We start from the raw sequence: 25,659 nt of genomic DNA, 5'->3' as shown, positions 1-25,659 counted from the left end.
CGGTACGGCGCGGGCCCGCGGGCGAGCCCGTTTGCTGCACATGCAAAAACGCCCGGCCGACGATGCGTTTCCGGCCGGGCGCCTGTCGCGCTTTACTTCACCTTCGCGGCTTTCGCGAGCGCGGCCACTGCGCTCTTCGAATCCTGCTGCGAATTCATGAACTTCGTCACGACGTCGGTGATCGCACCGGCCGTCGCATCGCCTTGCGCCATCCCGTGCGCCAGCGACGGCACGAAACCGCCCGACTTGATCGCGGTCTGCTCGTCCGCGTACGACTTCTTCGCGCAGTCGTCGAACTTGTCCATCTTCACGCCGAGACGCACCGGCACCGAGCCCTTCAACAGGCTGAACTGCTCCTGGAACTCCGGCGTCATGATCGTCTTCGCGAGCGCGATCTGGCCCGGCGTCGCGTTCTTCTCGCCCTTCTGCTGGAAGAACACGAACGAGTCGACGTTGAACGTGTACGCGTTCGCGGTGCCCGGCACCGGCGCGCAGATGTAGTCCTTGCCCGCCTTCTTGCCGGCGTTCTCGAACTCGCCCTTCGCCCAGTCGCCCATGAACTGCATGCCGGCCTTGCCGTTGATGACCATCGCGGTCGCGAGGTTCCAGTCGCGCCCGTTGCGGCCAGTGTCGAAGTAGCCCTGGATCTTGCGCACCGTATCGAACACCGACACCATCTGCGGCGACGTCAGCGTCGCCTGGTCAAGATCGACGAGCGCCTTCTTGTAGAACGCCGGCCCCTGCGACAGCACGACGTCTTCCCACAGCGTCAGGTCCTGCCACGGCTGGCCGCCCATCGCGACCGGCTGGATGCCCGCGGCCTTCAGCTTGTCGGCGACCGCGAAGAATTCCGCCCACGTGGTCGGCACCTTCGCACCGACCTTGTCGAGCGCGGCCTTGTTGATGTACAGCCAGTTCACGCGGTGCACCGAGAACGGCGCGGCGACCGTGTGGCCCTTGTACTTGATGATCTTGTCGATTTCCGGCGGCAGGTTCTGCTTCCAGTCGCCCGCGGCGGAATCGATGTTGACGAGCACGCCCTGGTCGGCCCAGTCCTGGATCAGCGGGCCCTTGATCTGTGCGGCCGACGGTGCGTCGCCGCTGATCACCTTGGTCTTCAGCGCGGTCATGGCCGCCGCGCCCGCGCCGCCCGCGACCGCGAAGTCCTTCCACACGTAGCCCTGCTTCTGCATGTCGTCCTTCAGCACGCCGACGGCCTTGGACTCGCCGCCCGAGGTCCACCAGTGCAGCACCGTCACGTTCTCGGCTGCCTGCGCCGCCACGGCGCCAGCCATCAGACCCGCGGCGCAGAGCGCGCCCATGATCGAGCGAACTTTCATTACTTATCTCCTCCAGACTGAATCAACTCGTGAGGCTCCCCGACGGGGAACCGGCTTCTTGATAAACGACGGGGAAATCGAGCCGCGGGACGCATGCAGCGTACGGGGCCGATGACCGGCCGGGCTCTTACAGAAAGCGTGAATCGAGATTCAACGGCGTGTCTCCTCTTTGTGTTTCTGGCCCGCCGCGATGCCGCGGCGCGAGCCCGGGGGCGACGGCGCGCGACCGATGCGCTCCGTCAATGTCCGATACCATTCGGCACAAGGCGCTCCCGAAGGCGAAGCTCGTGCAGTTCGTCGACCGCACATCTTTTTTTCTTCACCCAGGTGCTACCCCTTGCGGCGGATTGTAGTTAAACTACAATTCAGTGTCAAAAATATTTTTATCGCACTACGGATCGCTTCCGAGCACCCCAACTGGCGGAGACACATGCATACCGATTCCAGCTTTACCTTCGTACTTTTCGGCGGCACCGGCGACCTGTCGATGCGCAAGATCCTGCCCGCGCTGTTCGAAGCGCACCGCGGCAACATGCTCGCCGAAGGCGGCCGGATCATCGCCGTCGCGCGACACGAATCGGATCGCGCCCACTATCTCGAGTGGGTCGACACGCACGTGAAACCGCATGCGACGAAGGCAGCCGGCAGCGCATTCGACGAAAGCGCATGGAAGTCTTTCCTCGAGCGCATCGAATACGTGAACCTCGATCTCGGCCGCGCGGAAGACTACGTCGTGCTGCGCGACGCGATCGCGCATCTGCCCGGCATCCGCGTGTTCTATCTCGCGACGGGCCCGTCGCTGTTCGTGCCGATCTGCAAGGCGCTCGCGTCGGTCGGCCTGAACGAAGGCGCGCGGATCGTGCTCGAGAAGCCGCTTGGCTACGACCTGCGCTCGTCGAATGCGATCAACGACGCGGTCGGCGAAATCTTCGCGGAAGACCAGATCTACCGGATCGACCACTACCTCGGGAAGGAGCCGGTCCAGAACCTGCTCGCGCTGCGCTTCGGCAATGCGCTGTTCGAGCCGCTGTGGCGCCGCGAATGGGTCGAGAGCATCCAGATCACGATCGCCGAGGAGCTGGGCGTCGAGGCGCGCGGCGATTTCTACGACAATACGGGCGCGCTGCGCGACATGGTGCAGAACCACCTGCTGCAGCTGCTGTCGATCGTCGCGATGGAGCCGCCGCATTCGATGGATTCGGACTCGGTGCGCGACGAAAAGCTGCGCGTGTTGCGCGCGCTGAAACCCGTCGATCCGCGCGACATCGGCAAGGTCGCGGTGCGCGGCCAGTATCATGCGGGCGTGATCAAGGGCGCGCAGGTGCCGGCATACGCGACCGAGCCGGGCGTGAAGCCGGACAGCCAGACCGAGACCTTCGTCGCGCTGAAGGTCGAGATCGAGAACTGGCGCTGGGCCGGCGTGCCGTTCTTCCTGCGCACCGGCAAGCGGCTGGCCGATCGCGTCGCGGAAATCGTCGTCAACTTCCGTCCGGTGCCGCACTCGGCGCTCGGGCCGACCGCGCTGCGCGCAGGCTCGAACCGTCTCGTGATCCGGCTGCAGCCGAACGAGACGATCCGCCTGTACTGCCTCGCGAAGCAGCCCGGCGAAGGGATGAATCTCGCGAGCGTGCACCTCGACCTCGCGTTCGACCAGTTCTTCAAGGAAGGGCAGATGGAGGCGTACCAGCGTCTGCTGCTCGACGTGATCAACGGCCGCCTCGCGCTGTTCGTGCGCCGCGACGAGCAAGAGGCCGCGTGGCGCTGGGTCGAGCCGATCCTGAACGAATGGGCGCGCACGCTGAAGCCGCCGAAGCCGTACGCGGCGGGCACGTGGGGGCCGGCCGCGGCAAGCGCGATGCTCGCGCAGCACGGCACCTGCTGGCTCGAAGAGGAAAACTGATGCAAACCGTTGCCGCGCACATCGTACGCGCGGCAACGTGCCCCACGATTCATACGAATTGAACAGACAAAGCAGTCCGGAGGAGATGTGATCGAGATCCACGCTTTCGACACCCAGGAAGCGCAAAGCGAAGCGCTCGCGCGCGCCGTCGGCGATGTGCTGCGCGCGGCGCTCGCCAGCCCCGCGCGCCCGACGCTCGCGGTGTCCGGCGGTACGAGCCCGCGCCCGTTCCTGCAAACGCTGTCGCATGCAGCGCTCGACTGGGCCGGCGTCGACGTCACGCTGGTCGACGACCGCTGGGTGCCGGAGAACGACGCGGCCAGCAACGCGCAGCTCGTGCGCGACACGCTGTTGCAGCACGCAGCGGCCCCTGCCCGCTTCCTGCCGCTCGTCGACACGCGCGTGCCGCTCGACGCGCACGTCGCCGCACTCAACGCGAACGCCGATTACCGCGTGCCGACCGTCGCCGTGCTCGGCATGGGCGAGGACGGCCATACCGCGTCGATCTTCGCCGATGCGCCCGAATGGGACCACGCGATCACGACGTCCGAACGCTTCGTCGCCGTGCATCCCGGTGCGGCGCCGCATGCGCGCGTGAGCTATTCGCTCGATGCGCTCAAGCGCGTCGACCGGCTGTTCCTGCTGATCGCCGGCGCCGCCAAGCGCGACGTGCTCGACGCCGCAGCGGCCACGCTGCAGAAAAACGCGATTTCCCAACTGGCCAACGACAAGGGGACCAAGCTCGATGTCTACTGGTGCGCAAAGTAAGGCTGTCGTCGCCGGCCAGCACGCCGACGGCCCGCGCCTGCTCGCGGACGTCGGCGGCACCAACGCGCGTTTCGCGCTGGAAACCGGCCCGGGCGAAATCACGCAGATCCGCGTCTATCCCGGTGCGGACTACCCGACGCTCACCGACGCGATCCGCAAGTATCTGAAGGACGTGAAGATCAGCCGCGTGAATCACGCGGCGATCGCGATCGCGAACCCGGTCGACGGCGACCAGGTCACGATGACCAATCACGACTGGAGCTTCTCGATCGAAGCGACGCGCCGCGCGCTCGGCTTCGACACGCTGCTCGTCGTCAACGACTTCACCGCGCTCGCGATGGCGCTGCCCGGCCTGACCGACGCGCAGCGCGTGCAGATCGGCGGCGGCGCGCGCCGCCAGAACAGCGTGATCGGGCTGCTCGGGCCCGGCACCGGGCTCGGCGTATCGGGCCTGATTCCAGCGGACGACCGCTGGATCGCGCTCGGCAGCGAAGGCGGTCATGCGTCGTTCGCACCGCAGGACGAGCGTGAGGATCTCGTGCTGCAGTACGCGCGCAAGAAGTTTCCGCACGTGTCGTTCGAACGCGTGTGCGCGGGCCCGGGCATGGAGATCATCTACCGGGCGCTCGCCGCGCGGGACAAGAAGCGCGTCGCCGCGTCCGTCGATACGGCCGAGATCGTCGAGCGTGCGCATGCAGGCGACGCGCTCGCGCTCGAAACCGTCGAATGCTTCTGCGGGATCCTCGGTTCGTTCGCCGGCAGCGTCGCGCTGACCCTCGGCGCGCTCGGCGGTGTCTATATCGGCGGCGGTGTCGCGCTGAAGCTCGGCGAGCTGTTCACGCGCTCGTCGTTCCGTGCACGCTTCGAGGCGAAGGGCCGTTTCGCGCACTATCTGGCGAACATCCCGACCTACCTGATCACCGCCGAATATCCGGCGTTCCTCGGCGTGTCGGCCATTCTCGCGGAGCAGCTGTCGAACCGTTCGGGCGGCGCGTCGTCGGCCGTGTTCGAGCGGATCCGCCAGATGCGCGACGCGCTGACGCCGGCCGAGCGCCGCGTCGCCGATCTTGCGCTGAACCATCCGCGCTCGATCATCAACGATCCGATCGTCGACATCGCGCGCAAGGCGGACGTAAGCCAGCCGACGGTGATCCGCTTTTGCCGCTCGCTCGGTTGTCAGGGGCTGTCGGATTTCAAGCTGAAGCTCGCGACCGGTCTCACCGGCACGATTCCGATGAGCCACAGCCAGGTGCATCTGGGCGACACGGCGACCGATTTCGGCGCGAAGGTGCTCGACAACACGGTGTCTGCGATTCTGCAGTTGCGCGAGCACCTGAACTTCGAACATGTCGAGAACGCGATCGAAATACTGAACGGCGCGCGCCGCATCGAGTTCTACGGGCTCGGCAATTCGAACATCGTCGCGCAGGACGCGCATTACAAGTTCTTCCGCTTCGGGATTCCGACGATCGCGTACGGCGACCTGTACATGCAGGCCGCTTCGGCCGCGTTGCTCGGCAAGGGCGACGTGATCGTCGCGGTGTCAAAGTCGGGGCGCGCGCCCGAGCTGCTGCGCGTGCTCGACGTCGCGATGCAGGCCGGCGCGAAGGTGATCGCGATCACGTCGAGCAATACGCCGCTCGCGAAACGCGCGACCGTCGCACTCGAAACCGATCACATCGAGATGCGCGAGTCGCAGCTGTCGATGATCTCGCGGATCCTGCATCTGCTGATGATCGACATCCTGGCGGTCGGCGTTGCGATCCGTCGCGCGTCGACCAACGGCGAACTGCCGGACGCGGTCGCGCAGGCGCGCGCGCGGGCAAGCGACGACGAAACGGCCGACGTGCTCGACTGGCTGAGCCATGGCGCGTCGCCGGCGGCGAAGGACGTCGCGCGGGATTGATACAGGGGTAAGAAAACGCCTCGGTTAAGCAACACCCCGAACGCTGGATGGCCGATCCGCGTTCGGGGTGTTGTGCATTGGGCGGGTTGCTTGACGTGTCGCCGTAGGAATTCACGGATGAACACCGCACGGCACTGTACCGACGATGCCAGCGAAGCCGCGTCGCCATCAGGAAACAGGAGCGGGCTTCGCGTGGCAATCGCTATCCGAACACGCATCAATGAATGCGCGGCAGGCGCTCCGGTGCTCTCGCGCATTCGGGCTCACGCATCGCACGGATCGCGGTTGCGCGTGCGGCCGTCGCCATCCGCCACCGCGCGCGCCGCGCCGATCAAGCGCCGGTCGGCACCGCCCGTCCATGCCAGCGCAGCACGAGGAAGCGTCCGACGAAACACAGCACGCCGGTGACGCCGATCGTCACGCCCATCGCGAACGGCGTACCGTCGGCGAGGGCGCCGATCGCGACGCTCGCGAGCGCGCCGAGAGCGAGCTGCATCGCGCCGAACACGGCCGCCGACGCACCCGCATTGTGCGGATAGCGATGCATCAGATCGGTCGTGCAATTCGCCGACAGGATGCCAACCACGCCGACGACGAAGAACAGGCACACGACGATCGACCACAGCCCGCCCCACCCCGTCAGCGCGACGAGCGCGACCGCGAGCGACGCAACGACGCTCACGAGCGACGCAGCCGAGATGATGCGCAGCGAGCCGAGACGGCCGACGAGCCGCGTGTTGGTGAAGTTGCCGATCATGATCCCGACGACGTTGAGCCCGAACAGCAGCCCGTAGTGCTGCGGCGACACGTGGAAATACTCGATGTACACGAACGGTGTCGCGGTGATGTACGAGAACATCGACGCGAACGCCATCCCGCCGCACAGCATGTGCCCCCACGCGACCGGATCGGACAGGATGCGTCCGTACGATGCGAACGACGCGAGCACCGCCGCGCTCTTGCGCCGCTCCTTCGGCCAGGTTTCGGGCACGCGCAGGTACGCGGTCGCCGCGCACAACGCGCCGAATGCGGCAAGCACGACGAACACGCCGCGCCAGCCGGCGAAGCGCAGAACCTGGCCGCCGAGCAGCGGCGCGAGCAGCGGCCCGACCGCGGTGACGATCGCGACCATCGACAGCACCTTCGCCGCGTCGGTCGGTTCGTGCGCGTCGCGCGCGATCGCGCGTGCGAGCACCGACGCTGCGCCCGCGCCGAGCGCCTGCAGGAAGCGCACGAGGATCAGCATGTCGATCGAGCTCGATACGAAACAGCCGACGCTCGCGAGCGTGAACAGCGCGATGCCCCCCAGCAGCACCGGGCGGCGGCCCCACGTGTCGGACAGCGGGCCGTAAAGCAGCATGCCGATCGAGAAGCCGGCCATGAAACTCGTCAGCGTGCGCTGCGCGGCGCCGGGGCTCACGGAGAAGCCCGCGGCAATCGACGGCAGGCTCGGCAGGTACATGTCGGTTGCGATCGGCCCGCAGGCTGCGAGCGCGCCGAGCAACAGGATCAGCCGGGCATCGGGCCGGCGCCGGACGACGTGAGACATGGGTTTCCGGATTGGAGGCCCGCGCGCGTCGGGGCGCGCGTGGCGGTGAAGACGGGAGGCCGCGCCGCGAACGGCGCGTTCAGGCCCATGATTGTACGCGCAACTTTTTCGCGTGCCGCGCAGGGCCGGAATACGCGCGCACGATCTGCGCCCGGAAATTCGCACGTGGATTCGATTAAGCTTGCTGCTCGCCGCCTTTCTCGTCAGACCATTTCGACGTACGACCCGAACGATGACCGCCTTCCTGCTGATCTGGAGCCCCAAGAAGTGGCCGTGGCCCGAACTGCCCGACGTCGCCGCACGCGTGAAGGCCGGCGAAGCCGTGCACGACGTATGGGGCTGCGGCTTCGCGCGCGGCATCCTGCCGGGCGACCGCGTGTTCCTGCACCGCGTCGCGAACGCGCCGAAAGGCGTGTTCGGCTCCGGCTACGTGACGCGTGCGCCGTACGAGGTCGCCGACCCGGCGACGAAACGGGGCTACCGGCTCTGCATCGACTTCGTGTACGACTGGCTCGTCGACGCGCATCAGGAGGTCGTGATTCCGCGCGACGCGCTGCGCGTGCATCCGTACTCGGTGCAGACCTGGGACGCGCAGAGCTCCGGTACGTCGATCAAGCCGATGGTCGAGGGGCCGCTGGAAAAGCGCTGGGCCGAGCTGACCGGCAAGCGCAGGCCGCCGCGATAAAAAGGGGGCGGGCGCACCTTTCGCGCGTGGCGGCTCCGCCTATTCCCCCCGCACGTACACGCCGCAGGCCAGCCCGCGGGCCTGCCGCGCGCGTCTCTTGTACAATCGGACGATCGTTCCGCCCAGGCGCCGCGGCCCGTGCACCGGCCCCCGCGCCCTTCTCTCGCAGGTTTCGCACATGTCCAACAATCAGATCCTCTTCGAACGCGCCCAGAAGACCATTCCGGGCGGCGTCAACTCGCCGGTGCGCGCGTTCCGTTCCGTCGGCGGCACGCCGCGCTTCGTGTCGCGCGCGCAGGGCCCGTACTTCTGGGATGCCGACGGCAAGCAGTACATCGACTACATCGGCTCGTGGGGCCCGATGATCGTCGGCCACGTTCATCCGGAAGTGCTGGCGGCCGTGCAGAGCGTGCTCGCCGACGGTTTCTCGTTCGGTGCGCCGACCGAAGCGGAGATCGTGATCGCCGAGGAAATCTGCAAGCTCGTGCCGTCGATCGAACAGGTGCGAATGGTGTCGAGCGGCACCGAGGCCACGATGAGCGCACTGCGCCTCGCGCGCGGCTTCACGGGCCGCAGCCGCATCGTCAAGTTCGAGGGCTGCTATCACGGCCACGCTGACAGCCTGCTGGTCAAGGCCGGCTCCGGCCTGCTGACGTTCGGCAACCCGACGTCGGCCGGCGTGCCCGCCGACATCGCGAAGCACACGACTGTCCTCGAGTACAACAACGTCGCCGCGCTCGAAGAAGCGTTCGGCGCCTTCGGCGACGACATCGCCGCCGTGATCGTCGAGCCCGTCGCGGGCAACATGAACCTCGTGCGCGGCACGCCCGAATTCCTGAATGCGCTGCGCACGCTGTGCACGAAGCATGGCGCCGTGCTGATCTTCGACGAGGTGATGTGCGGGTTCCGCGTCGCGCTCGGCGGCGCACAGGCGCACTACGGGATCGCGGCCGACCTCACCTGCCTCGGCAAGGTGATTGGCGGCGGAATGCCGGCCGCCGCGTTCGGCGGCCGCCGCGACATCATGGCCCACCTCGCGCCGCTCGGCGGCGTGTACCAGGCCGGCACGCTGTCGGGCAACCCGATCGCAGTCGCAGCGGGCCTGAAAACGCTGCAGCTGATCCAGGCGCCCGGCTTCTACGATGCGCTCACCGCGCAGACGAAGCGCCTCGCCGACGGCCTCGCGGCCGAAGCGCGCGCGGCGGGCGTGCCGTTCGCGGCCGACTCGATCGGCGCGATGTTCGGCCTGTATTTCTCCGAGCAGGTGCCGACGAGCTTCGCGGAAGTGACGAAGAGCGACATCGAGCGCTTCAACCGCTTCTTCCACCTGATGCTCGACGAAGGCGTGTACTTCGCGCCGTCCGCGTACGAAGCCGGCTTCGTGTCGAGCACGCACGACGATGCGGTTATCGACGCGACGCTCGCGGCCGCGCGCCGTGCGTTCGCGGCGCTGGCCGCCTGACCAGGGCCCGCACGCATGTTCTCGGATACCGATTTCGCCCACATGCAGCGCGCGCTGAAGCTCGCGGCGCGCGGCATGTATACGACCGCGCCGAACCCGCGCGTCGGCTGCGTGATCGTCAAGAACGGCAGTGTGATCGGCGAAGGCTTCACGCAGCCGGCCGGCCAGGATCACGCGGAAGTGCAGGCGCTGAAGGACGCGCGCTCGCGCGGCCATGACGTCGCCGGCGCCACCGTGTATGTCACGCTCGAGCCGTGCAGCCACTTCGGCCGTACACCGCCGTGCGCGAATGCGCTGATCGACGCGCGCGTCGCGAAAGTCGTCGCGGCGATGGAAGACCCGAATCCGCAAGTGTCGGGGCGCGGCCTCGGGATGCTGCGCGACGCGGGCATCGACGTGCGCTGCGGGCTGCTCGCGAACGAGGCGGCCGAGCTGAACATCGGTTTCGTGTCGCGGATGACGCGCGGCCGCCCGTGGGTGCGGATGAAGACCGCCGCGTCGCTCGACGCGCGCACTGCACTGCCGTCCGGCGAAAGCCAGTGGATCACCGGCGAGGCCGCCCGCGCCGACGGCCACGCATGGCGCGCGCGCGCGTGCGCGATCCTGACCGGAATCGGCACCGTACGCGAAGACAACCCGCAGCTGACCGTGCGCGGCATCGATACGCCGCGCCAGCCGCGGCGCGTGCTGGTCGACAGCCGTCTCGACCTGCCGCTCGATGCGCGGCTGCTCGAAGGCGCGCCGCTGCTGATCTTCTGCGGCCGGCTCGATGCAGCCGGCGACCAGCGCGCGAACGTGCTGCGCTCGCGCGGCGCGGAGATCGTGTCGCTTGCGAATGCTCAGGGGAAGGTCGACCTGCCCGCGATGCTGGCGGAACTGGGCGCGCGCGGCGTGAATGAGCTGCACGTCGAGGCCGGCCACAAGCTGAACGGCTCGCTGCTGCGCGAGCGCTGCGTCGACGAGCTGCTGGTCTATCTCGCGCCGAGCCTGCTCGGCAGCGACGCGGCCGGCATGTTCGACCTCGCCGCGCCGGCGAGCCTCGACGCCCGCACGCGGCTTGCGTTCCACAGCGTCGAGCGGATCGGCGACGATCTGCGGATCCTCGCGCGTATCGCGCCGCCCTCTGCGTCCCACTGAACGGAGCCGTCACGATGTTTACCGGAATTGTCGCGGCCGTCGGCCGCATCGAATCGATCGCGCCGCTCGGCGCGTCGCCCGACGCGGGCGTGCGGCTGACCGTGCACGCGGGCGGCCTCGACCTCGCCGATGTCGCGCTCGGCGACAGCATCGCGATCCAGGGCGCGTGCATGACGGTCATCGCAAAGACCGACACGGGCTTCGACGTCGACGTGTCGCGCGAAAGCCTGAATCGCACGGTGGGCCTCGCGCAGCCGGGTGAAGTGAATCTCGAGAAGGCGCTGCGCGCGCACGACCGGCTCGGCGGGCACATCGTGTCCGGCCACGTCGACGGCCTCGGCACCGTCACGCGCTTCGCCCCGGTCGGCGAGTCGCACGAGCTGCGGATCGTCGCGCCGCGCGAGCTCGGCCGCTATCTCGCCTACAAGGGCTCGATCACGGTCAACGGCGTGAGCCTGACCGTCAACACGATCGACGATCGCGCGGACGGCTGCGAATTCTCGATCAACCTGATCCCGCATACCGTCGAGGTCACGACGCTGCGGCACGTGAAGGCCGCCGACAAGGTCAATCTCGAAGTCGACATGATCGCGCGGTATGTCGAGCGAATGCTGTCGGCATCGCAGGGCGTGCATCAGGACTGATTGCGGCGGTTCCGGCTCTGGCCCCCGGAATCCGGTGGACAGGGAATGGCGGCCGCCGCCGCGCCCCTATACCCGGCCGAATGGCCAACGGCGCGCACGGCCGATCGCGTCGCGCTAAGATGCAACGGCAGCGGATCCGGCGCCGCGACGCATCGCGCGCACCGATACCGGCTGCCCCTTTCCCACCAGGAGTCGTCCCCATGTCCATCTCGATGTACCAGGCTTCACTGCCCGTGCTGATCCGCGGCCTCACCAACCTGCAGCACATCCTCGGCAAGGCGCAGGCGCACGCGGCCGAGAAGCAGATCGACCCGTCGGTGTTCATCGGCGCACGCCTCTATCCGGACATGCTGCCGCTCGTCCGCCAGGTGTACATCGCGACCGATACCGCGAAGGGCTGCGCCGCCCGGCTCGCCGGCGTCGACATTCCGAGCTACCCCGACGTCGAGCAGACGTTCGACGAACTGCATGCACGCATCCAGAAGACGATCGACTACCTGAAGGGTTTCGATGCAGCGCAGATCGACGGCAGCGAAGCGCGCCAGATCGTGCTCAAGATGCGTGTGGGTCCGATCGAGTTCACCGGCCAGTCGTATCTGCTGAACTTCGTGCTGCCCAACTTCTTCTTCCACGTGACGACCGCGTACGACATCCTGCGCCACAGCGGCGTCGAACTCGGCAAGCTCGATTACCTCGGCGGCCGCAACGAGCAAGGCTGACGCACGGCCGGCCGGGGCGCCGCGCGGGCTTTCTCGCACGCCGCCGCGCTCCGGGCCGGCTCGCCGCACAGCCCGGCCGCATCGTTTTCGGGCGCGCTCGCGGAGTGCGGGGGCCCGTGCCGGCGGAAACGCGGTCCGACTGGCGTAAAATACGCACTTTCCTCTTTCTCGCCCCTTTATGACGCTCGCCTCCACGCTCGACATCATCGCGGAATTGAAAGCCGGCCGGATGGTGATCCTGGTCGACGAAGAAGACCGCGAAAACGAAGGCGACCTCGTGATCGCCGCCGAATTCGTCACGCCGGAAGCGATCAACTTCATGGCCAAGTACGGCCGTGGCCTGATTTGTCTGACGTTGACGCAGGAGCGCTGCAAGCAGCTGCACCTGCCGCTGATGACCTACCGCAACGGCACGCAGTACGGCACCGCGTTCACGGTCAGCATCGAAGCGGCCGAAGGCGTGACGACCGGCATTTCGGCCGCCGACCGCGCGCATACGATCGCCACGGCGGTCGCGCACGACGTCCGCCCCGAGCACATCGTGCAGCCGGGCCACGTTTTCCCGATCATGGCCCAGCCGGGCGGCGTGCTCGTGCGTGCCGGCCACACCGAGGCCGGCTGCGATTTCACGGCGCTGGCCGGGCTCACGCCCGCCGCGGTCATCTGCGAGGTCATCAAGGACGACGGCACGATGGCGCGCCTGCCCGACCTGCTCGAGTTCGCGAAGGAACACGGTCTGAAGATCGGCACGATCGCCGACCTGATCCAGTACCGCAGCCGCACCGAATCGATCATCGAACGGATCGCCGAGCGCACGATGCAGACCGCGCACGGCACGTTCCGCGCGGTGCTCTACCGCGACCAGCCGAGCGGCTCGCCGCATATCGCACTGGTGCGCGGCACACCGTCGCCCGACGTCGATACGCCGGTGCGCGTGCACGAGCCGCTGTCGGTGCTCGACCTGCTCGAAACGGGCATCTCGACGCACTCGTGGACGCTCGACGCCGCGATGCGCGACATCGCGGAGCGCGACCTCGGGGTGATCGTGCTGCTCAACTGCGGCGACACGAAGGAACATCTGATCGACGTCTTCAAGGCGTTCGACGAAGAAGAAAGGGCCGCTGCGCTGAAGCGCCGGCCGGTCGATTTCAAGACGTTCGGCATCGGCGCGCAGATCCTGCGCGATGTCGGCGTCGGCAAGATGCAGGTGCTGTCGAATCCGCGCAAGCTGGGCAGCATGTCCGGCTACGGCCTCGAAGTCACGGGCTTCATTCCGATGCCCGGCGGCGAAGCCAAGTCCTGCCCGGCGTCCAACGCGTAACCCGCCGCGGCGCTTTCGCCCTATAACCGTTCATCCACACCACGGACCAGATCATGGAAATCGGACAATACCAACCGAATCTCGAAGGCGACGGCCTGCGTATCGGCATCGTGCAATCCCGCTTCAACGAACCCGTCTGCAACGGCCTCGCCGATGCATGCGTCGAAGAACTCGAGCGTCTCGGCGTCTCCGGTGAAGACGTGCTGCTCGTGTCGGTGCCCGGCGCGCTGGAAATCCCTCTCGCGCTGCAAAAGCTCGCGGAAAGCGGCCAGTTCGACGCTCTGATCGCGCTCGGCGCGGTGATTCGGGGCGAGACGTACCACTTCGAGCTCGTGTCGAACGAGAGCGGCGCGGGCATTACCCGCATCGGCCTCGACTTCAACCTGCCGATCGCAAACGCGGTGCTGACGACCGAGAACGACGAGCAAGCCGTCGCACGCATGACCGAGAAGGGTCGCGACGCCGCACGCGTCGCGGTCGAGATGGCCAACCTGACGATGGCGCTCGACCAGCTCGGCGACGACGAGGACGAAGAAGAAGACGAAGACGACGAAGAGGAGCGCGCATGAAGAAGAGCGCCCGCCGACAATCGCGCGAGCTGGCGACGCAGGGCCTGTATCAGTGGCTGCTGTCGAACGCGGCCTCCGGCGAGATCGACGCGCAGCTGCGCGGCGCGCTCGGTTACGACAAGGCCGACAAGGAACTGCTCGACGCGATCCTGCATGGCGTGATTCGCGAGCACGCAGCGCTCGTCGAAGCCATCACGCCGTCGCTCGACCGTCCGATCGACCAGCTGTCGCCGGTCGAACGCGCGGTGCTGCTGATCGCGACGTTCGAGCTCACGCACCATGTCGAAACGCCGTATCGCGTGATCATCAACGAAGCCGTCGAACTCGCGAAGACGTTCGGCGGCTCCGACGGTTACAAGTACGTCAACGGCGTGCTCGACAAGCTCGCCGCGAAGCTGCGCCCCGCCGAAACGCAGGCGCGCCGCAACGGCTGATTCCGTCGCTGGACGGGCGCGCAAGCGCCCGTTTTTCGTTCTCCCTCGCCACTGCCGCCCCGCCCGACCGATGAATACCACCGCCGACTCGCTCCTCACGCTCGCCGCACGCGTCGACGCGATCCAGCCGTTCTACGTGATGGAACTGATGAAGGAGGCACAGCGGCTCGAGTCCTCCGGGCGCGACGTTATCCACATGGGCATCGGCGAGCCGGATTTCACTGCCCCCGAGCCGGTCGTCGAGGCGGCCGCGGCCGCATTGCGCCGCGGCGTCACGCAGTACACGAGCGCGCTCGGCATCGCACCGCTTCGCGAAGCGATTGCCGCTCACTATGTGCGCGCATACGGCCTCACGATCAGCCCGGAGCGGATCGTCGTGACGGCCGGCGCGTCGGCCGCGCTGCTGCTCGCGTGTCTCGCGCTCGTCGGCCGCGACGACGAGGTGCTGATGCCCGACCCGTCGTATCCGTGCAACCGGCACTTCGTCGCCGCGGCCGAAGGCCGCCCGGTGCTCGTGCCGAGCGGCGCGGAAGCCCGTTTCCAGCTCACCGCCGACGATGTCCGCACGCGCTGGGGCGACCGCACGCGCGGCGTGCTGCTCGCGTCGCCGTCGAACCCGACCGGCACGTCGCTGGAGCCGGACGAGCTGAGGCGGATCGTCGAGGCCGTACGCGCCCGCGGCGGCTTCACGATCGTCGACGAGATCTATCAGGGCCTCAGCTACGACGCGGCGCCCGTGTCGGCGCTGTCGTACGGCGACGACGTCGTCACCGTGAACAGCTTCTCCAAGTACTTCAGCATGACCGGCTGGCGGCTCGGCTGGCTGGTCGTGCCGCCCGCGCTGGTCGGCACGTTCGAAAAGCTGTCGCAGAACCTGTTCATCTGCCCGTCCGCGCTCGCGCAGCATGCAGCGCTCGCGTGCTTCGAGCCGGCCACGCTCGACATCTATGAAGCGCGCCGCGCCGAATTCAAGCGCCGCCGCGATTTCATCGCGCCGGCGCTCGAGCGGCTCGGCTTCACGGTGCCCGTCATGCCGGACGGCGCGTTCTACGTGTATGCGAACTGTGGCGGTGTCGCGCATCCGGCCGCCGGCGACAGCGCAGCGCTCACGCACGCCATGCTGCACGACGCGGGCGTCGTGCTGGTGCCTGGCATGGATTTCGGTGTCCATGCGCCGCGCGACTATATCCGGCTGTCCTATGCGACCGCCTACTCACGCCTCGAAGAAGCCGTCGAACGGCTCGCGAAGCTGTTCGGACAGCACTGACGCGCGGCGCCGACGGCGCCCTTCCCCGGCGGATCAGGCACGAACCGCCCTCGGCAGAGGCGAAAAAAAAAGCACCCGGTTCGGGTGCTTTTTCGTTTCAGTGCCGCGAAAGCTGGCGGGTACTATGCGCCAAGCTCCGAATGATCGCCGTGCGACTGCTTCGCGGTATCGACGCTCGCATCGTCCTGCTGCGGCGCGCCCTTCGGCACGGCAGCGGCCTTCGCGGTAATCGGCTGGGCGCCGTCGAGCGTCGCGTGCACGCGCTTCGCGCCGCCCGCCGATGCGGCCACGGCCGCGGTGACGATCGGCTTCGACGGCTGCGCCGGCGCCTGCGGCGCGTTGATTGGCACGCTGCGGCCGCGCGCGACGTCGCGCAGGCGGCTGCGCTCGGCCATCACCTTCGATCCGTACGCATTGTCGTCCGGATTCGTCGAGCCGTTGTACAGGCGCAGGCCGTTCGCGAGCGAGCCGCCGCGGGCGATGCAATCCTTCAGCACCAGTGCACCGACCTGCAGGTTCGCGAGCGGCTGCAGCGCGGTGTCGGTGCCGCCGAAATACTCGAACTTGTCGGAATGGACTTTCGACATCACCTGCATCAGCCCCTGCGCGCCGACGCCGCTTTCAGCGTACGGGTTGAAGCCCGATTCGATCGCCATCACGGACAGCAGCAGCAGCGGATCGAGGCCGACGTCGCGGCCAGTCTGGAACGCCGCCTTGACCAGCTGGCCGAGCGGCTCCTGCGCGACGCGGTACCGGCGCGACAAGTAGGTGGCGACGAGCGCCTGTTCGCGGTTCGACGCAAGCGCGCGATCGTCGCGCGCTTCGGCGGGGACTCGCTGGGTCGGAATCAGCTTCGCAAGCGCGACGGGCGACGGGCCGTTGCGGGCCGGATCGGACGCGTCGTTCTGCGCGGCGGTTTCCGGTGCGACGTCGAGGCCGACGGCGAGCGCATCGGTTTCCGGAGCGTCTTCCTGTTGCGGCTGCGCGCCGGCCGGCGCGAAGTTCGGCAGCGGATGACCGGTCAGCAGACGGGCCGGACCGGCCTGCACGGCCGCGGATACGACCGGCATCAGCTTCGCGGCGAGGCTCCCGCGCACGGTCGGCAGCAGCCACAGCGCAAGTGCGACCGCGACAGCGAAACAGCCGACAACGCTGAATAGATGGTGACTGACACGCGTCCCGCGACGCAGCATGGCGCGCACGAACTGCGCATGCTGCTCACTGGGACGCCACGATAACCAAGCGTTCATTCAGATCATCTCCCATGAACATGACTCGTGCGGCTCGCTCAGCTCGATGGCGAGACGGAAAACGCGCCGCGGAATCACGACGCCGCACGCCTTGGTTGGGACGCGCAAGCATCGGGGAAACGGTATAAGTACCGTTCAGGGCCACGGTGTAAGAGGGCCGGCGCCTTCGCACATCGGGCGAGGCGGGCATACGCGGTGGCACCCACGCAAAAAACCAGCGTCTGGTGGCGCTGGCTGGGACTACGACAAAGGCCGTCGAATACGCCGTGCAGGTTTCGGCGGACGGTGACGCGCTGCGTCAAAGATCGGTGATTGGCGGCTCGAAGCCTTTACCCTGCAGCCAATGTGAGCGGATTCTAGCAGGGTTTTATAGATCGTCAACACTATAAAACCTTGAAATTATAACAAAAAGTAATTTCAAACCGCCCTTCAGTTCCAGAGCCCCGTGCCGTAGGGGCTTCGCGCGGGATCGACTTTTTTCGCCGCCGGGCGTGTACGCAGCCGCCCGGGTAAAATCGCTGGTCGATTCGGGGTCGCAGCGAGCCGCTGCGCCCGCCCATCGCTGCCCGTTGCGCGGGCAGCTCGGACCTTCTTCATGAAATACAAAGACTTACGCGATTTCATCCAACGCCTCGAGGCGCTCGGCGAACTGCGGCGCGTCACTCAGCCCGTGTCACCGGTGCTCGAAATGACCGAGCTGTGCGACCGCGTGTTGCGCGCCGGCGGCCCGGCGCTGCTGTTCAATGCGCCGCCCGGCCACGCATTCCCGGTGCTCGGCAACCTGTTCGGCACGCCGCGCCGCGTCGCGCTCGGGATGGGCGTCGATGCGGGCGACGACGCCGCGCTGGGTTCGCTGCGCGACCTTGGCCGGCTGCTGTCCGCGCTGAAAGAACCGGATCCGCCGAAGAGCCTGAAGGACGCCGGCAAGCTGCTGTCGCTCGCGAAGGCGGTATGGGACATGGCGCCGAAATCCGTGTCGTCGCCGCCTTGCCAGGAGATCGTCTGGGAAGGCGCGGACGTCGACCTGAACAAGCTGCCGATCCAGACCTGCTGGCCGGGCGATGCGGGGCCGCTCGTCACGTGGGGCCTGACGGTCACGCGCGGGCCGAACAAGCCGCGCCAGAACCTCGGCATCTACCGTCAGCAATTGATCGGCCGCAACAAGCTGATCATGCGCTGGCTCGCGCATCGCGGCGGTGCACTCGACTTCCGTGAATTCGCGCTGAGAAACCCCGGCAAGCCCTACCCGGTCGCGGTCGTGCTCGGCGCGGATCCGGCCACGACGCTCGGCGCGGTCACGCCGGTGCCCGATTCGCTGTCCGAATATCAGTTCGCGGGCCTGCTGCGCGGCAGCCGTACCGAGCTCGCGAAGTGCCTGACGCCAGGCGTCGACACGCTGCAGGTGCCCGCGCGGGCCGAGATCGTGCTCGAGGGCTTCATCCATCCGCAGGAAGGCACGCCCGCCGCGGCGCCGGCCGGCGCGCCGCCGCGCCCGGCGGGCAACGCGGCCGCGGCGTACGAGCACGCGCTCGAAGGCCCGTACGGCGACCACACCGGCTACTACAACGAGCAGGAGTGGTTTCCGGTGTTCACGGTCGAGCGCATCACGATGCGCCGCGACGCGATCTATCACTCGACCTACACGGGCAAGCCGCCCGACGAGCCGGCCGTGCTCGGCGTCGCGCTCAACGAGGTATTCGTGCCGCTGCTGCAGAAGCAGTTCACAGAGATCACCGACTTCTACTTGCCCCCGGAAGGCTGTAGCTACCGGATGGCCATCGTCCAGATGAAGAAGAGCTACGCGGGCCACGCGAAGCGCGTGATGTTCGGCGTGTGGAGCTTCCTGCGGCAGTTCATGTACACGAAGTTCATCGTCGTCGTCGACGAGGACGTGAACATCCGCGACTGGAACGAGGTGATCTGGGCGATCACGACGCGCGTCGATCCCGTGCGCGACACCGTGATGGTCGATAACACGCCGATTGACTATCTCGATTTCGCGTCGCCCGTCGCGGGCCTCGGTTCGAAGATGGGGCTCGACGCGACGAACAAGTGGCCTGGCGAGACCAATCGCGAATGGGGCCGTCCGATCGAGATGGACGCAGCCGTGAAGGCGCGCGTCGACCGGCTCTGGCAGGAGATCGGACTCTAAGCCCGCACGGCGGGCGCGCGCCGCCCCGTGCCTCGAACGCACTCCGCCATACTAACGACGATGAGTTTTCCTCCCGCCTCGATGCTGTCCGACGGATTCTTCCTGTCGCTGTCGCTGTGTCTCGACATCGGTCTCGTCAACGTCGCGATGCTGTCGCTGACGCTGTCGCACGGCTTCCGCCCGGGCTTCTGGCTCGGCGTCGGCTCGTGCGTCGGCGACCTCGTGTACGCGGCGCTCGCGCTCGCAGGAATGGCGGTACTGCTGCAGTTCGAAGCCGCACGCTGGATCGTGTGGATCGGCGGCGGTGCGGTGCTGCTGTTCCTCACATGGAAGATGGCGCGCGAAGCGCTCGCACCGGCGAGTGAAGTCAATGGCGGCGATACGGACGACACGCCGCAGCCGCGCGCCAGCGCGCGGCGCAGCTTCATGCGCGGGATGCTGCTCGCGATGTCGTCGCCGAGCGCGATCCTGTGGTTTGCGGCGGTCGGCGGCGCACTGATCGCGAAAGCCGGCGCGACCACACCGGCGACGGCGTCGGTATTCCTGTCCGGCTTCTTCCTCGGCGGCCTCGCGTGGACGCTCTTCATGTGCACGCTCGCCAGCCAGGGCCGCAAGCGTGCAGGCGCGGGGTTGATGCGCGCGTGCCACGTCGCGTCCGCGCTGCTGTTCGCGTATTTCTCGTATAGCGTGATCGTCGGCGGCTATCGCGACCTGATCGTGCACGCGGTGTAATCTCCGGGCCGGACGCGCGCACGGCCGGCGCCGAAATAAAAAACGGCGCAACGTCCGGTGAAGGACGTTGCGCCGTTTTGCCGCGCACGGTCAGTCCGCGCGGGACACGTCAACGACGCCAGTAACCGTGATGGCCCCAGCCGCCGTAACCGTGACGCCAGTACGGACGACCGTAGTAGCCGCCGACGACCACCGCGGGCGGCGCATAGTAGGCCGGCGCCGGCGCGTAATAAACGGGCGGAGGCGGCGGCGCGTAGTAGACGGGCGGCGGCGGTGCATACACGGGATACGCAGGCGCGACCGGGACCCCGATGCCGACCCCGATCGACACGTGTGCCTGCGCGGCGCCCGCGGCACCCAGGCCCAGCGCAGCGGCGGCGATGAACGGAATGAGCTTTTTCACTTCGATTCTCCTGCTGGAGCGGTAATTTGTGCGCCCCTGTCGGCAACGGCGGGCATGCACGTCGCATGCAAGCAATGTAGCGAAAACCCGCCCGTCATGTATTTCGCATTTGTTGCAAATTGCAATTCCAGGCGGCTGCGGGCTCGGCCGGACGCGGCTTTGCGGATCGCCGCTGTTCCTTGCCGGCTGCGCGATTCCGCCCGACTTCGGATCGCGGCCCACGTGCGCCGGTCACACTTACCGGCTCCGGCGAGCACCGCGTGTGTGCTTCCGTAATGAACGATTACAAATTTGAGACAGGATGCCGACGATTCGACAGCGTTCGACAGCGACGGCGAACCGGTTTAAGTAGGGCCAGTTGGAATCGCCGCAGCGACGTGACCGCGCGCGAACCCCGACGCCGTGCTCGTGCGAGGCGCGCGCGCCACCCAACGTCGTCCCCGCGCCGGGTCAAAACCCCCCGTGCCCGGGCGTCCGTTCATTCCTGCGATACTGACGGCTGCCCCGTTTTCGCGTGACTCCCGACCATGGCCATTCCCGCCACTCCCCGCCTCGGCTTCATCGGCGCCGGCCGCCTCGCGCGCTGCATCGCGCGGCGTTTTGCGAGCGCCGGCTTTCCGGTCGTCGCGATCGCGAGCCGCACCGCCGCGTCGGCCGCGGCACTCGCCGCGCACATCGACGGCTGTCGCGCAGTCGGCACGCCGCAGGAAGTCGTCGATGCCGCCGACCTGATCTTCCTGACCGTGCCGGACGACCATCTGGCAGCGACGGCCGCCGTGCTGCGGTTCGATCCGGCGCGCGCGGCCGACCAGGCGCTCGTCCACTGCAGCGGCGCGTCAGCGGTGGATCTGCTGGACCCGGCGAAGCGGCACGGAGCGGCCACCGGCGGCTTCCATCCGCTCTATCTGTTCGGCGGCACGGACGGCGATCTTGCGCGCATCGACGGCTGCTCGGTCACGCTCGAGGCCGACGGCGAACTGCACGCGATGCTGCTGCGGCTGACTGCCGCACTCGGCTGCCATCCGCTGTCGATTCCGGCCGGCGGCCGGATGCTCTATCACGCGGCCGCGCATTACGCGGCGAGCTTCGCGCTGTGCGGGCTGTCGGAAGCGGTCGAACTGTGGCGCGGCCTCGGCTTCGACGAGGAAGCGGCGTTGCGCGCGCTGCTGCCGATGCTCGCCGGCACGATCGAGACCGCGCGCGACAAGGGCCTCGCGAATGCACTCGCGGGCCCGGTGTCACGGGGCGACACCGGCATCGTCGAGCGCCAGCTCGCGCTGCTCGAAGCACGCGGCGGCGATCACGCGACGCTGTATGCGCTGATGACGCGTCGTGCGATCGCGCTCGCCGCGAAGCGCAGCGCGCCGCCGGCCGCACTGCCCGCGCTCGCGCAGGCCGTCGAAACGTCGCTCGCTCGCACCGCACGCCTCGTCTCCCCGTCGCAAGACGAGGCGTGATAAGGTGTCGGCCGATGCGCCGCCATCCGGCGTTGGCGGCCGCACGCTACTCGACTGTATAAAAAGGATGCCAACGATGTTCGGCGAGATCGCCCGTTTTCTGCTCAATACCGTCTTCACCCTGTTCGGCGCCGCGCTGATTCTGCGCGTCTGGATGCAGGCCGTCCGCGTGCCGCCGTACAACCCCGTCACGCAGGCCGTGCTGCAGGCGACCAACTGGCTCGTGCTGCCGCTGCGCCGCGTGATCGCGGGCGTGCGCGGGATCGACTGGGCGAGCGTCGTCGCCGCGCTTCTCACCGCGCTCGTCTACGTGGTGCTGATGGTCGTGATGGCGGGCTTCGATCCGGCCGCGGTGATCGCGACACTGATCGTGGTCGCGCTGCTCACCGTCGTGAAGTGGGCGCTCAACCTCGTGATCTGGATGACCATCCTGATGGCGCTGCTGTCGTGGCTCAATCCGCGCTCGCCGGCGATGCCGATCCTCTACCAGCTCACCGCGCCGTTCCTGAACCCGCTGCGCCGCGTGATCCCGAACCTCGGCGGCATCGACCTGTCGCCGATCCTGCTGTTCGTGATCGTGCAGGTGCTGCTGATGATCGTCACGCGCGCAGCCGTGTCGCTGACGATGTTCGGCATCTGACGCGTCGCCGCATTACGCTGCCGGCCCTTGCGCCGGCGGCGCGCTGAGCGTGTCGATCACGCCGAAGCGTGCCGGAATCATCGCGTAGCACACGCGCACCTTCTCGCGCGACAGCCGCTCGAGCAACTGCTGCGCCTCGTCCTCGGTGACGATGAATTCCACCTCGATCGCGAGCGAACCCTGCAGTTCGAAAAAGCGGTCTTCATGCAGCACGCGATGCCGGCCGAAGCCCGCGACCGCGCGAAACGCCGAGCCGCCCGCGACGCCCATCCGGTTCCCTTCCTCCAGCAACCACTCCCACAGCGGCTTCCAGTGCAGCCGGTGCTGCTCGTGCACGTAGAAGCGCAAGAAGACCCTGTCCATCGCGCCCTCCGGGTGCCGGCGCGCTCAGGCCGCCGCGAACCACGCGCGCGCGGTCCACATGCCGAGCGCCGTCAGCGTGAACGATCCTGTCAAGTGTAGGGCAGCCACCGCGAACGCCCATCCCAATTCGCCCTGCATCGCATGCGTCATCACTTCGACCGAATACGTCGAGAACGTCGTGAGGCCGCCCAGGAAACCCGTGATCACGAACAGCCGCCACTCGGGCGGCAGCCCGACGCGCGTGGTGAACACGACAGCGGCGACGCCGATCACGTAGCCGCCGAGCAGGTTCGCGGCAAGCGTGCCGAGCGGCACCGCCGGAAAGAATGCGTTGAGCGCGAGGCTCAGGAACCAGCGCAGCAACGCGCCGAGGCCGGCGCCGACGAAAATCGCGACGATCGAATAGAACAAGGGAACTCCTCGCTGACGGCGCCGCGTGGCGGGTGCGGCCTACGCCGAACTTTATGCGCAATCGCGCCGCGGCGGCAATGCCGTCGGGCGCCGCCCTGCCCCGCTCACCCGCCGTGCCACGCGTGCTCGAGCGCGGCAAGCGTCGCGAGCGCGCCGCCTTTCAGCCCTATCACGTCCGGACGGCGCGCATGCGCTTCGCGCGCGTTGATGCGAATCACGTCCGCGCCGAGCCGTTCGCTCAGCAGCCGCACGGTCGGAATCGCGGTGCCCGCACCGATCTCGACGACCGTCACCCGGCCGGCCTGCGCGAGCCATGCATCGAGCGCCCGCTGCTGCGCGTCATAGCGTTCGCCGAGCCAGCCGCGATCGCCGAACATCAGGATGTTCGGCCGCGCGAGGCCGCCGCAGCGCGGGCAGCGCGGCAACTCGCCGAGCAGCCGGCACGCGGCCGCGTCGACGTCCGGCGTGAACGGCGCGGCGTCCCATGTGTCGTCGGAGCACGGCCGCAAGCACTGCATCGCATGAATCGATCCATGAATCTCGACGATTCGCGCCGGGTCGAAGCCGGCCGCCTGGAACTGGCCGTCGACATTGCTCGTCAGCACGAAACCGCCCTTGGGCATCGCATCGATCCAGCGCCGCAGGATCGCGAAACCCGCGTGCGGCACCGTGCGCCGGTACAGTTCGAGCCGATGCTCGTAGAAGCCCCACGCGAGCTGCGGATGCGCGCGAAACGCCTGCGGCGATGCGATCTCGTGGAACTCGAAACGCTCGTGACGCAGCGCCGGGTACGCGCGCCAGAACCCGTCCGTGCCGCGGTAATCGGGCAGGCCAGAATCGACGCCGATACCGGCGCCGGCCGTCACGAGCAACGCATCGGCGCGCGCGAGGGCATCGACGGCGGACGCGACGAGGTCGGCAGGCAGTGGCGCGGTGGTGGGGCTGGAATCGAGGGAGTCGGGCGAATCGGAAAGCGGCATGATGGAGCAGCGGTAACGTCGAACGGTGCGCGAGTTGCGTCGCGCGATCATACGCCGGTTCGAGCGCCGCGCCGCTGCTTCATGCGTGCATTGCGTGCCTTATGGCGTGCCTCACGCTGCGGCAGCATGCGCGCCCGCGGGTTCGCGCAGCGCGACGTACTGCAGCAGCATGATCGTCTTCGCGTCGACGATCTCGCCGCGCTCGATGGCGTCGAGCGCCGCGCACAACGGCATCTCGACGACCTCGAGATCCTCGCCCTCTTCCGCGATGCCGCCGCCGTCGCCCGTGCGCAGCGACGCATCGTATTCGCCGACGAAGAAATGCAGCTTCTCCGTCACCGATCCGGGGCTCATGAATGCCTCGAACACCTTGCGCACGCCGCGCACGCGATAGCCGGTCTCCTCCTCGGCTTCCGCGCGAATGCGCGCTTCGGGCGTCGCGTCGTCGAGCAGGCCGGCCGCCGCTTCGAGCAGCATCCCGTCGTGACCGTTGACGAACGCGGGCATCCGGAACTGGCGCGTGAGCAACACGTCGCCCGTCGCGGCGTTGCGCAGCAGGATCGTCGCGCCGTTGCCGCGGTCGTAGGTTTCGCGGCTCAGGCGCTGCCAGGTTCCGTCACGGCGCAGGAAGTCGAACGTGACCTTCCTCAGCACATACCAGTCATCGGACAGCACCGTCGTATCGACGATGCGCACGCGGTCTTGCGTTGCAGCCATGGCGACCTCTCGTTGGACAAGTGACGGCCTGCATGGTAACGTGCAGATTCGTGTAATTTCAAGAAATTTCGTGCAAATACGATGCTGACGACCCAACGCAAGAAAGCGATCCTCGATGCGCTCTCCCGCGACGGCCAGGTGCTGGCGGCCGAGTTGAGCGCGCAATTCGGCGTGTCCGAAGACACGATCCGCCGCGACCTGCGCGAGCTGGCGAGCGAAGGACTGCTGCAGCGGGTGCACGGCGGCGCGCTGCCGGCGTCGCCGGCCGTCGCGCCGTTCGCGCAGCGCGAGACGCTCGATACCGCAGAGAAGCGCCGCATCGCCCGCCGTGCCGCGCAGATGATCGCGCCCGGGCAGGTTGCGATCGTCGACGGCGGCACGACGTCCGCGCTGCTCGTCAGCCAGTTGCCGCCCGACCTGCGCGCGACGATCGTCACGCACAGCCCGAGCGTCGCCGTCGCGCTGGCCGAGCATCCGTCGATCGACGTGATCGTGATCGGCGGGCAGCTCTACAAGCATTCGATCGTCGCGGTGGGCGCCGCGGCAATGGAAGGTATCGCGCGCATCCATGCGGACCTGTATTTCATGGGCGTGACCGGCGTTCATCCGGTCGCCGGGCTGAGCACCGGCGATTTCGAGGAGGCGGCGATCAAGCGCGCGCTGGCCGAGCGCGCGGCGGAGACGGTCGTGCTCGCATCGCAATCCAAATTGCATGCGGCTTCGCAGTTCGTGATCGGCGAGCTCACGCTCGCGCAAACCGTCGTGGTCGAACGGGAGACCGATGCGGCATTGACCGCGCCGATCGAGGCCGCCGGCGTGAGCGTCGTGCGCGCGTAACCGGCGGCAGCCTCCG

The 25,659-nt window shown here is 67.8% G+C and carries 25 protein-coding genes; 17 read left to right on the top strand and 8 right to left on the bottom strand.

Annotated elements, in window-relative coordinates:
• Positions 1-92 precede the first annotated feature (92 nt).
• Positions 93-1,340 (bottom strand): ABC transporter substrate-binding protein, encoded by a 1,248-nt coding sequence (locus KDW55_RS00785; RefSeq protein ID WP_040143625.1) that lies wholly within the window; start codon positions 1,338-1,340, stop codon positions 93-95.
• Positions 1,341-1,770: 430 nt separating this feature from the next.
• Here KDW55_RS00785 and zwf point away from each other — a divergent pair, with 430 nt between their 5' ends.
• The 3 genes from zwf (at position 1,771) to KDW55_RS00770 (ending at position 5,914) form a co-directional block, all read left to right on the top strand.
• Positions 1,771-3,240, top strand: a complete 1,470-nt coding sequence (gene zwf, locus KDW55_RS00780) for a glucose-6-phosphate dehydrogenase (protein ID WP_040143624.1) — start codon at positions 1,771-1,773, stop codon at positions 3,238-3,240.
• Between the two features lie 87 nt (positions 3,241-3,327).
• Positions 3,328-4,008: a 6-phosphogluconolactonase gene (gene pgl / locus KDW55_RS00775; protein ID WP_059543886.1), complete on the top strand. Its 681-nt coding sequence runs from the start codon at positions 3,328-3,330 to the stop codon at positions 4,006-4,008.
• Positions 3,986-5,914 carry a bifunctional transcriptional regulator/glucokinase gene (locus KDW55_RS00770; RefSeq protein ID WP_040143622.1) on the top strand — a complete coding sequence of 643 codons (1,929 nt, stop codon included), beginning with the start codon at positions 3,986-3,988 and terminating at the stop codon, positions 5,912-5,914. Before pgl ends, KDW55_RS00770 begins: the two co-directional genes overlap by 23 nt.
• Positions 5,915-6,245: 331 nt before the next feature.
• On the opposite strand, the gene KDW55_RS00765 is transcribed toward KDW55_RS00770, so the two are convergent.
• Positions 6,246-7,463 carry a Bcr/CflA family multidrug efflux MFS transporter gene (locus KDW55_RS00765; protein ID WP_040143621.1) on the bottom strand — a complete coding sequence of 406 codons (1,218 nt, stop codon included), beginning with the start codon at positions 7,461-7,463 and terminating at the stop codon, positions 6,246-6,248.
• Positions 7,464-7,695: 232 nt separating this feature from the next.
• Here KDW55_RS00765 and KDW55_RS00760 point away from each other — a divergent pair, with 232 nt between their 5' ends.
• The 9 genes from KDW55_RS00760 (at position 7,696) to KDW55_RS00720 (ending at position 15,701) form a co-directional block, all read left to right on the top strand.
• Positions 7,696-8,148, top strand: coding sequence for a hypothetical protein (locus KDW55_RS00760; protein WP_040143620.1), 453 nt, complete (start codon positions 7,696-7,698; stop codon positions 8,146-8,148).
• Positions 8,149-8,326: 178 nt separating this feature from the next.
• Entirely contained in the window at positions 8,327-9,610 is a 1,284-nt protein-coding gene (gene hemL, locus KDW55_RS00755; protein WP_040143619.1) for a glutamate-1-semialdehyde 2,1-aminomutase, read from the top strand.
• A gap of 15 nt (positions 9,611-9,625) precedes the next feature.
• On the top strand, positions 9,626-10,747 hold the full coding sequence (gene ribD / locus KDW55_RS00750) for a bifunctional diaminohydroxyphosphoribosylaminopyrimidine deaminase/5-amino-6-(5-phosphoribosylamino)uracil reductase RibD (protein WP_209825022.1): 1,122 nt from the start codon (positions 9,626-9,628) through the stop codon (positions 10,745-10,747).
• Between the two features lie 14 nt (positions 10,748-10,761).
• On the top strand, positions 10,762-11,391 hold the full coding sequence (locus KDW55_RS00745; protein ID WP_040143617.1) for a riboflavin synthase: 630 nt from the start codon (positions 10,762-10,764) through the stop codon (positions 11,389-11,391).
• A gap of 200 nt (positions 11,392-11,591) precedes the next feature.
• Positions 11,592-12,110: a DUF1993 domain-containing protein gene (locus KDW55_RS00740; RefSeq protein ID WP_040143616.1), complete on the top strand. Its 519-nt coding sequence runs from the start codon at positions 11,592-11,594 to the stop codon at positions 12,108-12,110.
• A 178-nt stretch (positions 12,111-12,288) separates the two neighbouring features.
• On the top strand, positions 12,289-13,431 hold the full coding sequence (gene ribBA / locus KDW55_RS00735) for a bifunctional 3,4-dihydroxy-2-butanone-4-phosphate synthase/GTP cyclohydrolase II (protein WP_040143615.1): 1,143 nt from the start codon (positions 12,289-12,291) through the stop codon (positions 13,429-13,431).
• Between the two features lie 53 nt (positions 13,432-13,484).
• On the top strand, positions 13,485-14,000 hold the full coding sequence (gene ribH / locus KDW55_RS00730; RefSeq protein WP_040143614.1) for a 6,7-dimethyl-8-ribityllumazine synthase: 516 nt from the start codon (positions 13,485-13,487) through the stop codon (positions 13,998-14,000).
• Positions 13,997-14,434 (top strand): transcription antitermination factor NusB, encoded by a 438-nt coding sequence (nusB, locus tag KDW55_RS00725; RefSeq protein ID WP_040143613.1) that lies wholly within the window; start codon positions 13,997-13,999, stop codon positions 14,432-14,434. The genes ribH and nusB overlap by 4 nt, the downstream gene beginning before the upstream one ends.
• A 70-nt stretch (positions 14,435-14,504) precedes the next feature.
• Entirely contained in the window at positions 14,505-15,701 is a 1,197-nt protein-coding gene (locus KDW55_RS00720) for a pyridoxal phosphate-dependent aminotransferase (RefSeq protein WP_212197798.1), read from the top strand.
• A gap of 122 nt (positions 15,702-15,823) precedes the next feature.
• Here the strand turns inward: KDW55_RS00720 and KDW55_RS00715 are convergent, their stop codons facing one another.
• Positions 15,824-16,951 (bottom strand): transglycosylase SLT domain-containing protein, encoded by a 1,128-nt coding sequence (locus KDW55_RS00715; RefSeq protein WP_059543895.1) that lies wholly within the window; start codon positions 16,949-16,951, stop codon positions 15,824-15,826.
• A 595-nt stretch (positions 16,952-17,546) separates the two neighbouring features.
• Here KDW55_RS00715 and KDW55_RS00710 point away from each other — a divergent pair.
• Both KDW55_RS00710 and KDW55_RS00705 read left to right on the top strand, forming a co-directional pair.
• Positions 17,547-19,103, top strand: a complete 1,557-nt coding sequence (locus KDW55_RS00710; RefSeq protein ID WP_040143610.1) for a UbiD family decarboxylase — start codon at positions 17,547-17,549, stop codon at positions 19,101-19,103.
• A gap of 60 nt (positions 19,104-19,163) precedes the next feature.
• A complete protein-coding gene (locus KDW55_RS00705) occupies positions 19,164-19,835 on the top strand; it encodes a LysE family transporter (protein ID WP_212197797.1) in 672 nt (223 codons plus the stop codon).
• 109 nt (positions 19,836-19,944) lie between these two features.
• Here KDW55_RS00705 and KDW55_RS00700 read toward each other — a convergent pair whose 3' ends face one another.
• Complete coding sequence (locus tag KDW55_RS00700; protein ID WP_059543900.1) at positions 19,945-20,238, bottom strand: hypothetical protein; 294 nt, start codon at positions 20,236-20,238, stop codon at positions 19,945-19,947.
• Between the two features lie 527 nt (positions 20,239-20,765).
• Here KDW55_RS00700 and KDW55_RS00695 point away from each other — a divergent pair.
• Together KDW55_RS00695 and KDW55_RS00690 are read left to right on the top strand one after the other, a co-directional pair.
• A complete protein-coding gene (locus KDW55_RS00695) occupies positions 20,766-21,695 on the top strand; it encodes a DUF2520 domain-containing protein (protein ID WP_212197796.1) in 930 nt (309 codons plus the stop codon).
• A 76-nt stretch (positions 21,696-21,771) separates the two neighbouring features.
• Entirely contained in the window at positions 21,772-22,335 is a 564-nt protein-coding gene (locus tag KDW55_RS00690; protein WP_040143606.1) for a YggT family protein, read from the top strand.
• 12 nt (positions 22,336-22,347) lie between these two features.
• On the opposite strand, the gene KDW55_RS00685 is transcribed toward KDW55_RS00690, so the two are convergent.
• From KDW55_RS00685 to KDW55_RS00670, 4 genes are all read right to left on the bottom strand, one after another.
• Positions 22,348-22,698, bottom strand: a complete 351-nt coding sequence (locus KDW55_RS00685; RefSeq protein ID WP_212197795.1) for a DUF190 domain-containing protein — start codon at positions 22,696-22,698, stop codon at positions 22,348-22,350.
• Between the two features lie 24 nt (positions 22,699-22,722).
• On the bottom strand, positions 22,723-23,109 hold the full coding sequence (crcB, locus tag KDW55_RS00680) for a fluoride efflux transporter CrcB (protein WP_040143604.1): 387 nt from the start codon (positions 23,107-23,109) through the stop codon (positions 22,723-22,725).
• A 104-nt stretch (positions 23,110-23,213) separates the two neighbouring features.
• On the bottom strand, positions 23,214-24,089 hold the full coding sequence (locus tag KDW55_RS00675) for a Sir2 family NAD-dependent protein deacetylase (RefSeq protein WP_212197794.1): 876 nt from the start codon (positions 24,087-24,089) through the stop codon (positions 23,214-23,216).
• A gap of 111 nt (positions 24,090-24,200) precedes the next feature.
• Positions 24,201-24,806, bottom strand: a complete 606-nt coding sequence (locus tag KDW55_RS00670) for an NUDIX domain-containing protein (protein WP_069241066.1) — start codon at positions 24,804-24,806, stop codon at positions 24,201-24,203.
• An 81-nt stretch (positions 24,807-24,887) separates the two neighbouring features.
• Here KDW55_RS00670 and KDW55_RS00665 point away from each other — a divergent pair, with 81 nt between their 5' ends.
• A complete protein-coding gene (locus KDW55_RS00665; RefSeq protein ID WP_069241065.1) occupies positions 24,888-25,643 on the top strand; it encodes a DeoR/GlpR family DNA-binding transcription regulator in 756 nt (251 codons plus the stop codon).
• Positions 25,644-25,659: the final 16 nt, after the last annotated feature.

Source organism: Burkholderia sp. AU19243 (assembly GCF_018148075.1).
In the GTDB taxonomy this organism is placed as follows: Bacteria; Pseudomonadota; Gammaproteobacteria; order Burkholderiales; family Burkholderiaceae; genus Burkholderia; species Burkholderia latens_A.
Note: the sequence above shows the minus strand (reverse complement) of the source record. Positions and strands in the feature narration are given on the sequence as shown.

What these genes read in the sequence shown, in the direction of transcription:
- KDW55_RS00785 (WP_040143625.1), bottom strand. Translation starts at nt 1,340, where the DNA reads ATGAAAGTTCGCTCGATCATGGGCGCGCTCTGCGCCGCGGGTCTGATG.
- zwf (WP_040143624.1), top strand. Translation starts at nt 1,771, where the DNA reads ATGCATACCGATTCCAGCTTTACCTTCGTACTTTTCGGCGGCACCGGC.
- KDW55_RS00770 (WP_040143622.1), top strand. Translation starts at nt 3,986, where the DNA reads ATGTCTACTGGTGCGCAAAGTAAGGCTGTCGTCGCCGGCCAGCACGCC.
- KDW55_RS00765 (WP_040143621.1), bottom strand. Translation starts at nt 7,463, where the DNA reads ATGTCTCACGTCGTCCGGCGCCGGCCCGATGCCCGGCTGATCCTGTTG.
- KDW55_RS00760 (WP_040143620.1), top strand. Translation starts at nt 7,696, where the DNA reads ATGACCGCCTTCCTGCTGATCTGGAGCCCCAAGAAGTGGCCGTGGCCC.
- hemL (WP_040143619.1), top strand. Translation starts at nt 8,327, where the DNA reads ATGTCCAACAATCAGATCCTCTTCGAACGCGCCCAGAAGACCATTCCG.
- ribD (WP_209825022.1), top strand. Translation starts at nt 9,626, where the DNA reads ATGTTCTCGGATACCGATTTCGCCCACATGCAGCGCGCGCTGAAGCTC.
- KDW55_RS00745 (WP_040143617.1), top strand. Translation starts at nt 10,762, where the DNA reads ATGTTTACCGGAATTGTCGCGGCCGTCGGCCGCATCGAATCGATCGCG.
- KDW55_RS00740 (WP_040143616.1), top strand. Translation starts at nt 11,592, where the DNA reads ATGTCCATCTCGATGTACCAGGCTTCACTGCCCGTGCTGATCCGCGGC.
- ribBA (WP_040143615.1), top strand. Translation starts at nt 12,289, where the DNA reads ATGACGCTCGCCTCCACGCTCGACATCATCGCGGAATTGAAAGCCGGC.
- ribH (WP_040143614.1), top strand. Translation starts at nt 13,485, where the DNA reads ATGGAAATCGGACAATACCAACCGAATCTCGAAGGCGACGGCCTGCGT.
- nusB (WP_040143613.1), top strand. Translation starts at nt 13,997, where the DNA reads ATGAAGAAGAGCGCCCGCCGACAATCGCGCGAGCTGGCGACGCAGGGC.
- KDW55_RS00720 (WP_212197798.1), top strand. Translation starts at nt 14,505, where the DNA reads ATGAATACCACCGCCGACTCGCTCCTCACGCTCGCCGCACGCGTCGAC.
- KDW55_RS00715 (WP_059543895.1), bottom strand. Translation starts at nt 16,951, where the DNA reads ATGAACGCTTGGTTATCGTGGCGTCCCAGTGAGCAGCATGCGCAGTTC.
- KDW55_RS00710 (WP_040143610.1), top strand. Translation starts at nt 17,547, where the DNA reads ATGAAATACAAAGACTTACGCGATTTCATCCAACGCCTCGAGGCGCTC.
- KDW55_RS00705 (WP_212197797.1), top strand. Translation starts at nt 19,164, where the DNA reads ATGAGTTTTCCTCCCGCCTCGATGCTGTCCGACGGATTCTTCCTGTCG.
- KDW55_RS00695 (WP_212197796.1), top strand. Translation starts at nt 20,766, where the DNA reads ATGGCCATTCCCGCCACTCCCCGCCTCGGCTTCATCGGCGCCGGCCGC.
- KDW55_RS00690 (WP_040143606.1), top strand. Translation starts at nt 21,772, where the DNA reads ATGTTCGGCGAGATCGCCCGTTTTCTGCTCAATACCGTCTTCACCCTG.
- KDW55_RS00685 (WP_212197795.1), bottom strand. Translation starts at nt 22,698, where the DNA reads ATGGACAGGGTCTTCTTGCGCTTCTACGTGCACGAGCAGCACCGGCTG.
- KDW55_RS00675 (WP_212197794.1), bottom strand. Translation starts at nt 24,089, where the DNA reads ATGCCGCTTTCCGATTCGCCCGACTCCCTCGATTCCAGCCCCACCACC.
- KDW55_RS00670 (WP_069241066.1), bottom strand. Translation starts at nt 24,806, where the DNA reads ATGGCTGCAACGCAAGACCGCGTGCGCATCGTCGATACGACGGTGCTG.
- KDW55_RS00665 (WP_069241065.1), top strand. Translation starts at nt 24,888, where the DNA reads ATGCTGACGACCCAACGCAAGAAAGCGATCCTCGATGCGCTCTCCCGC.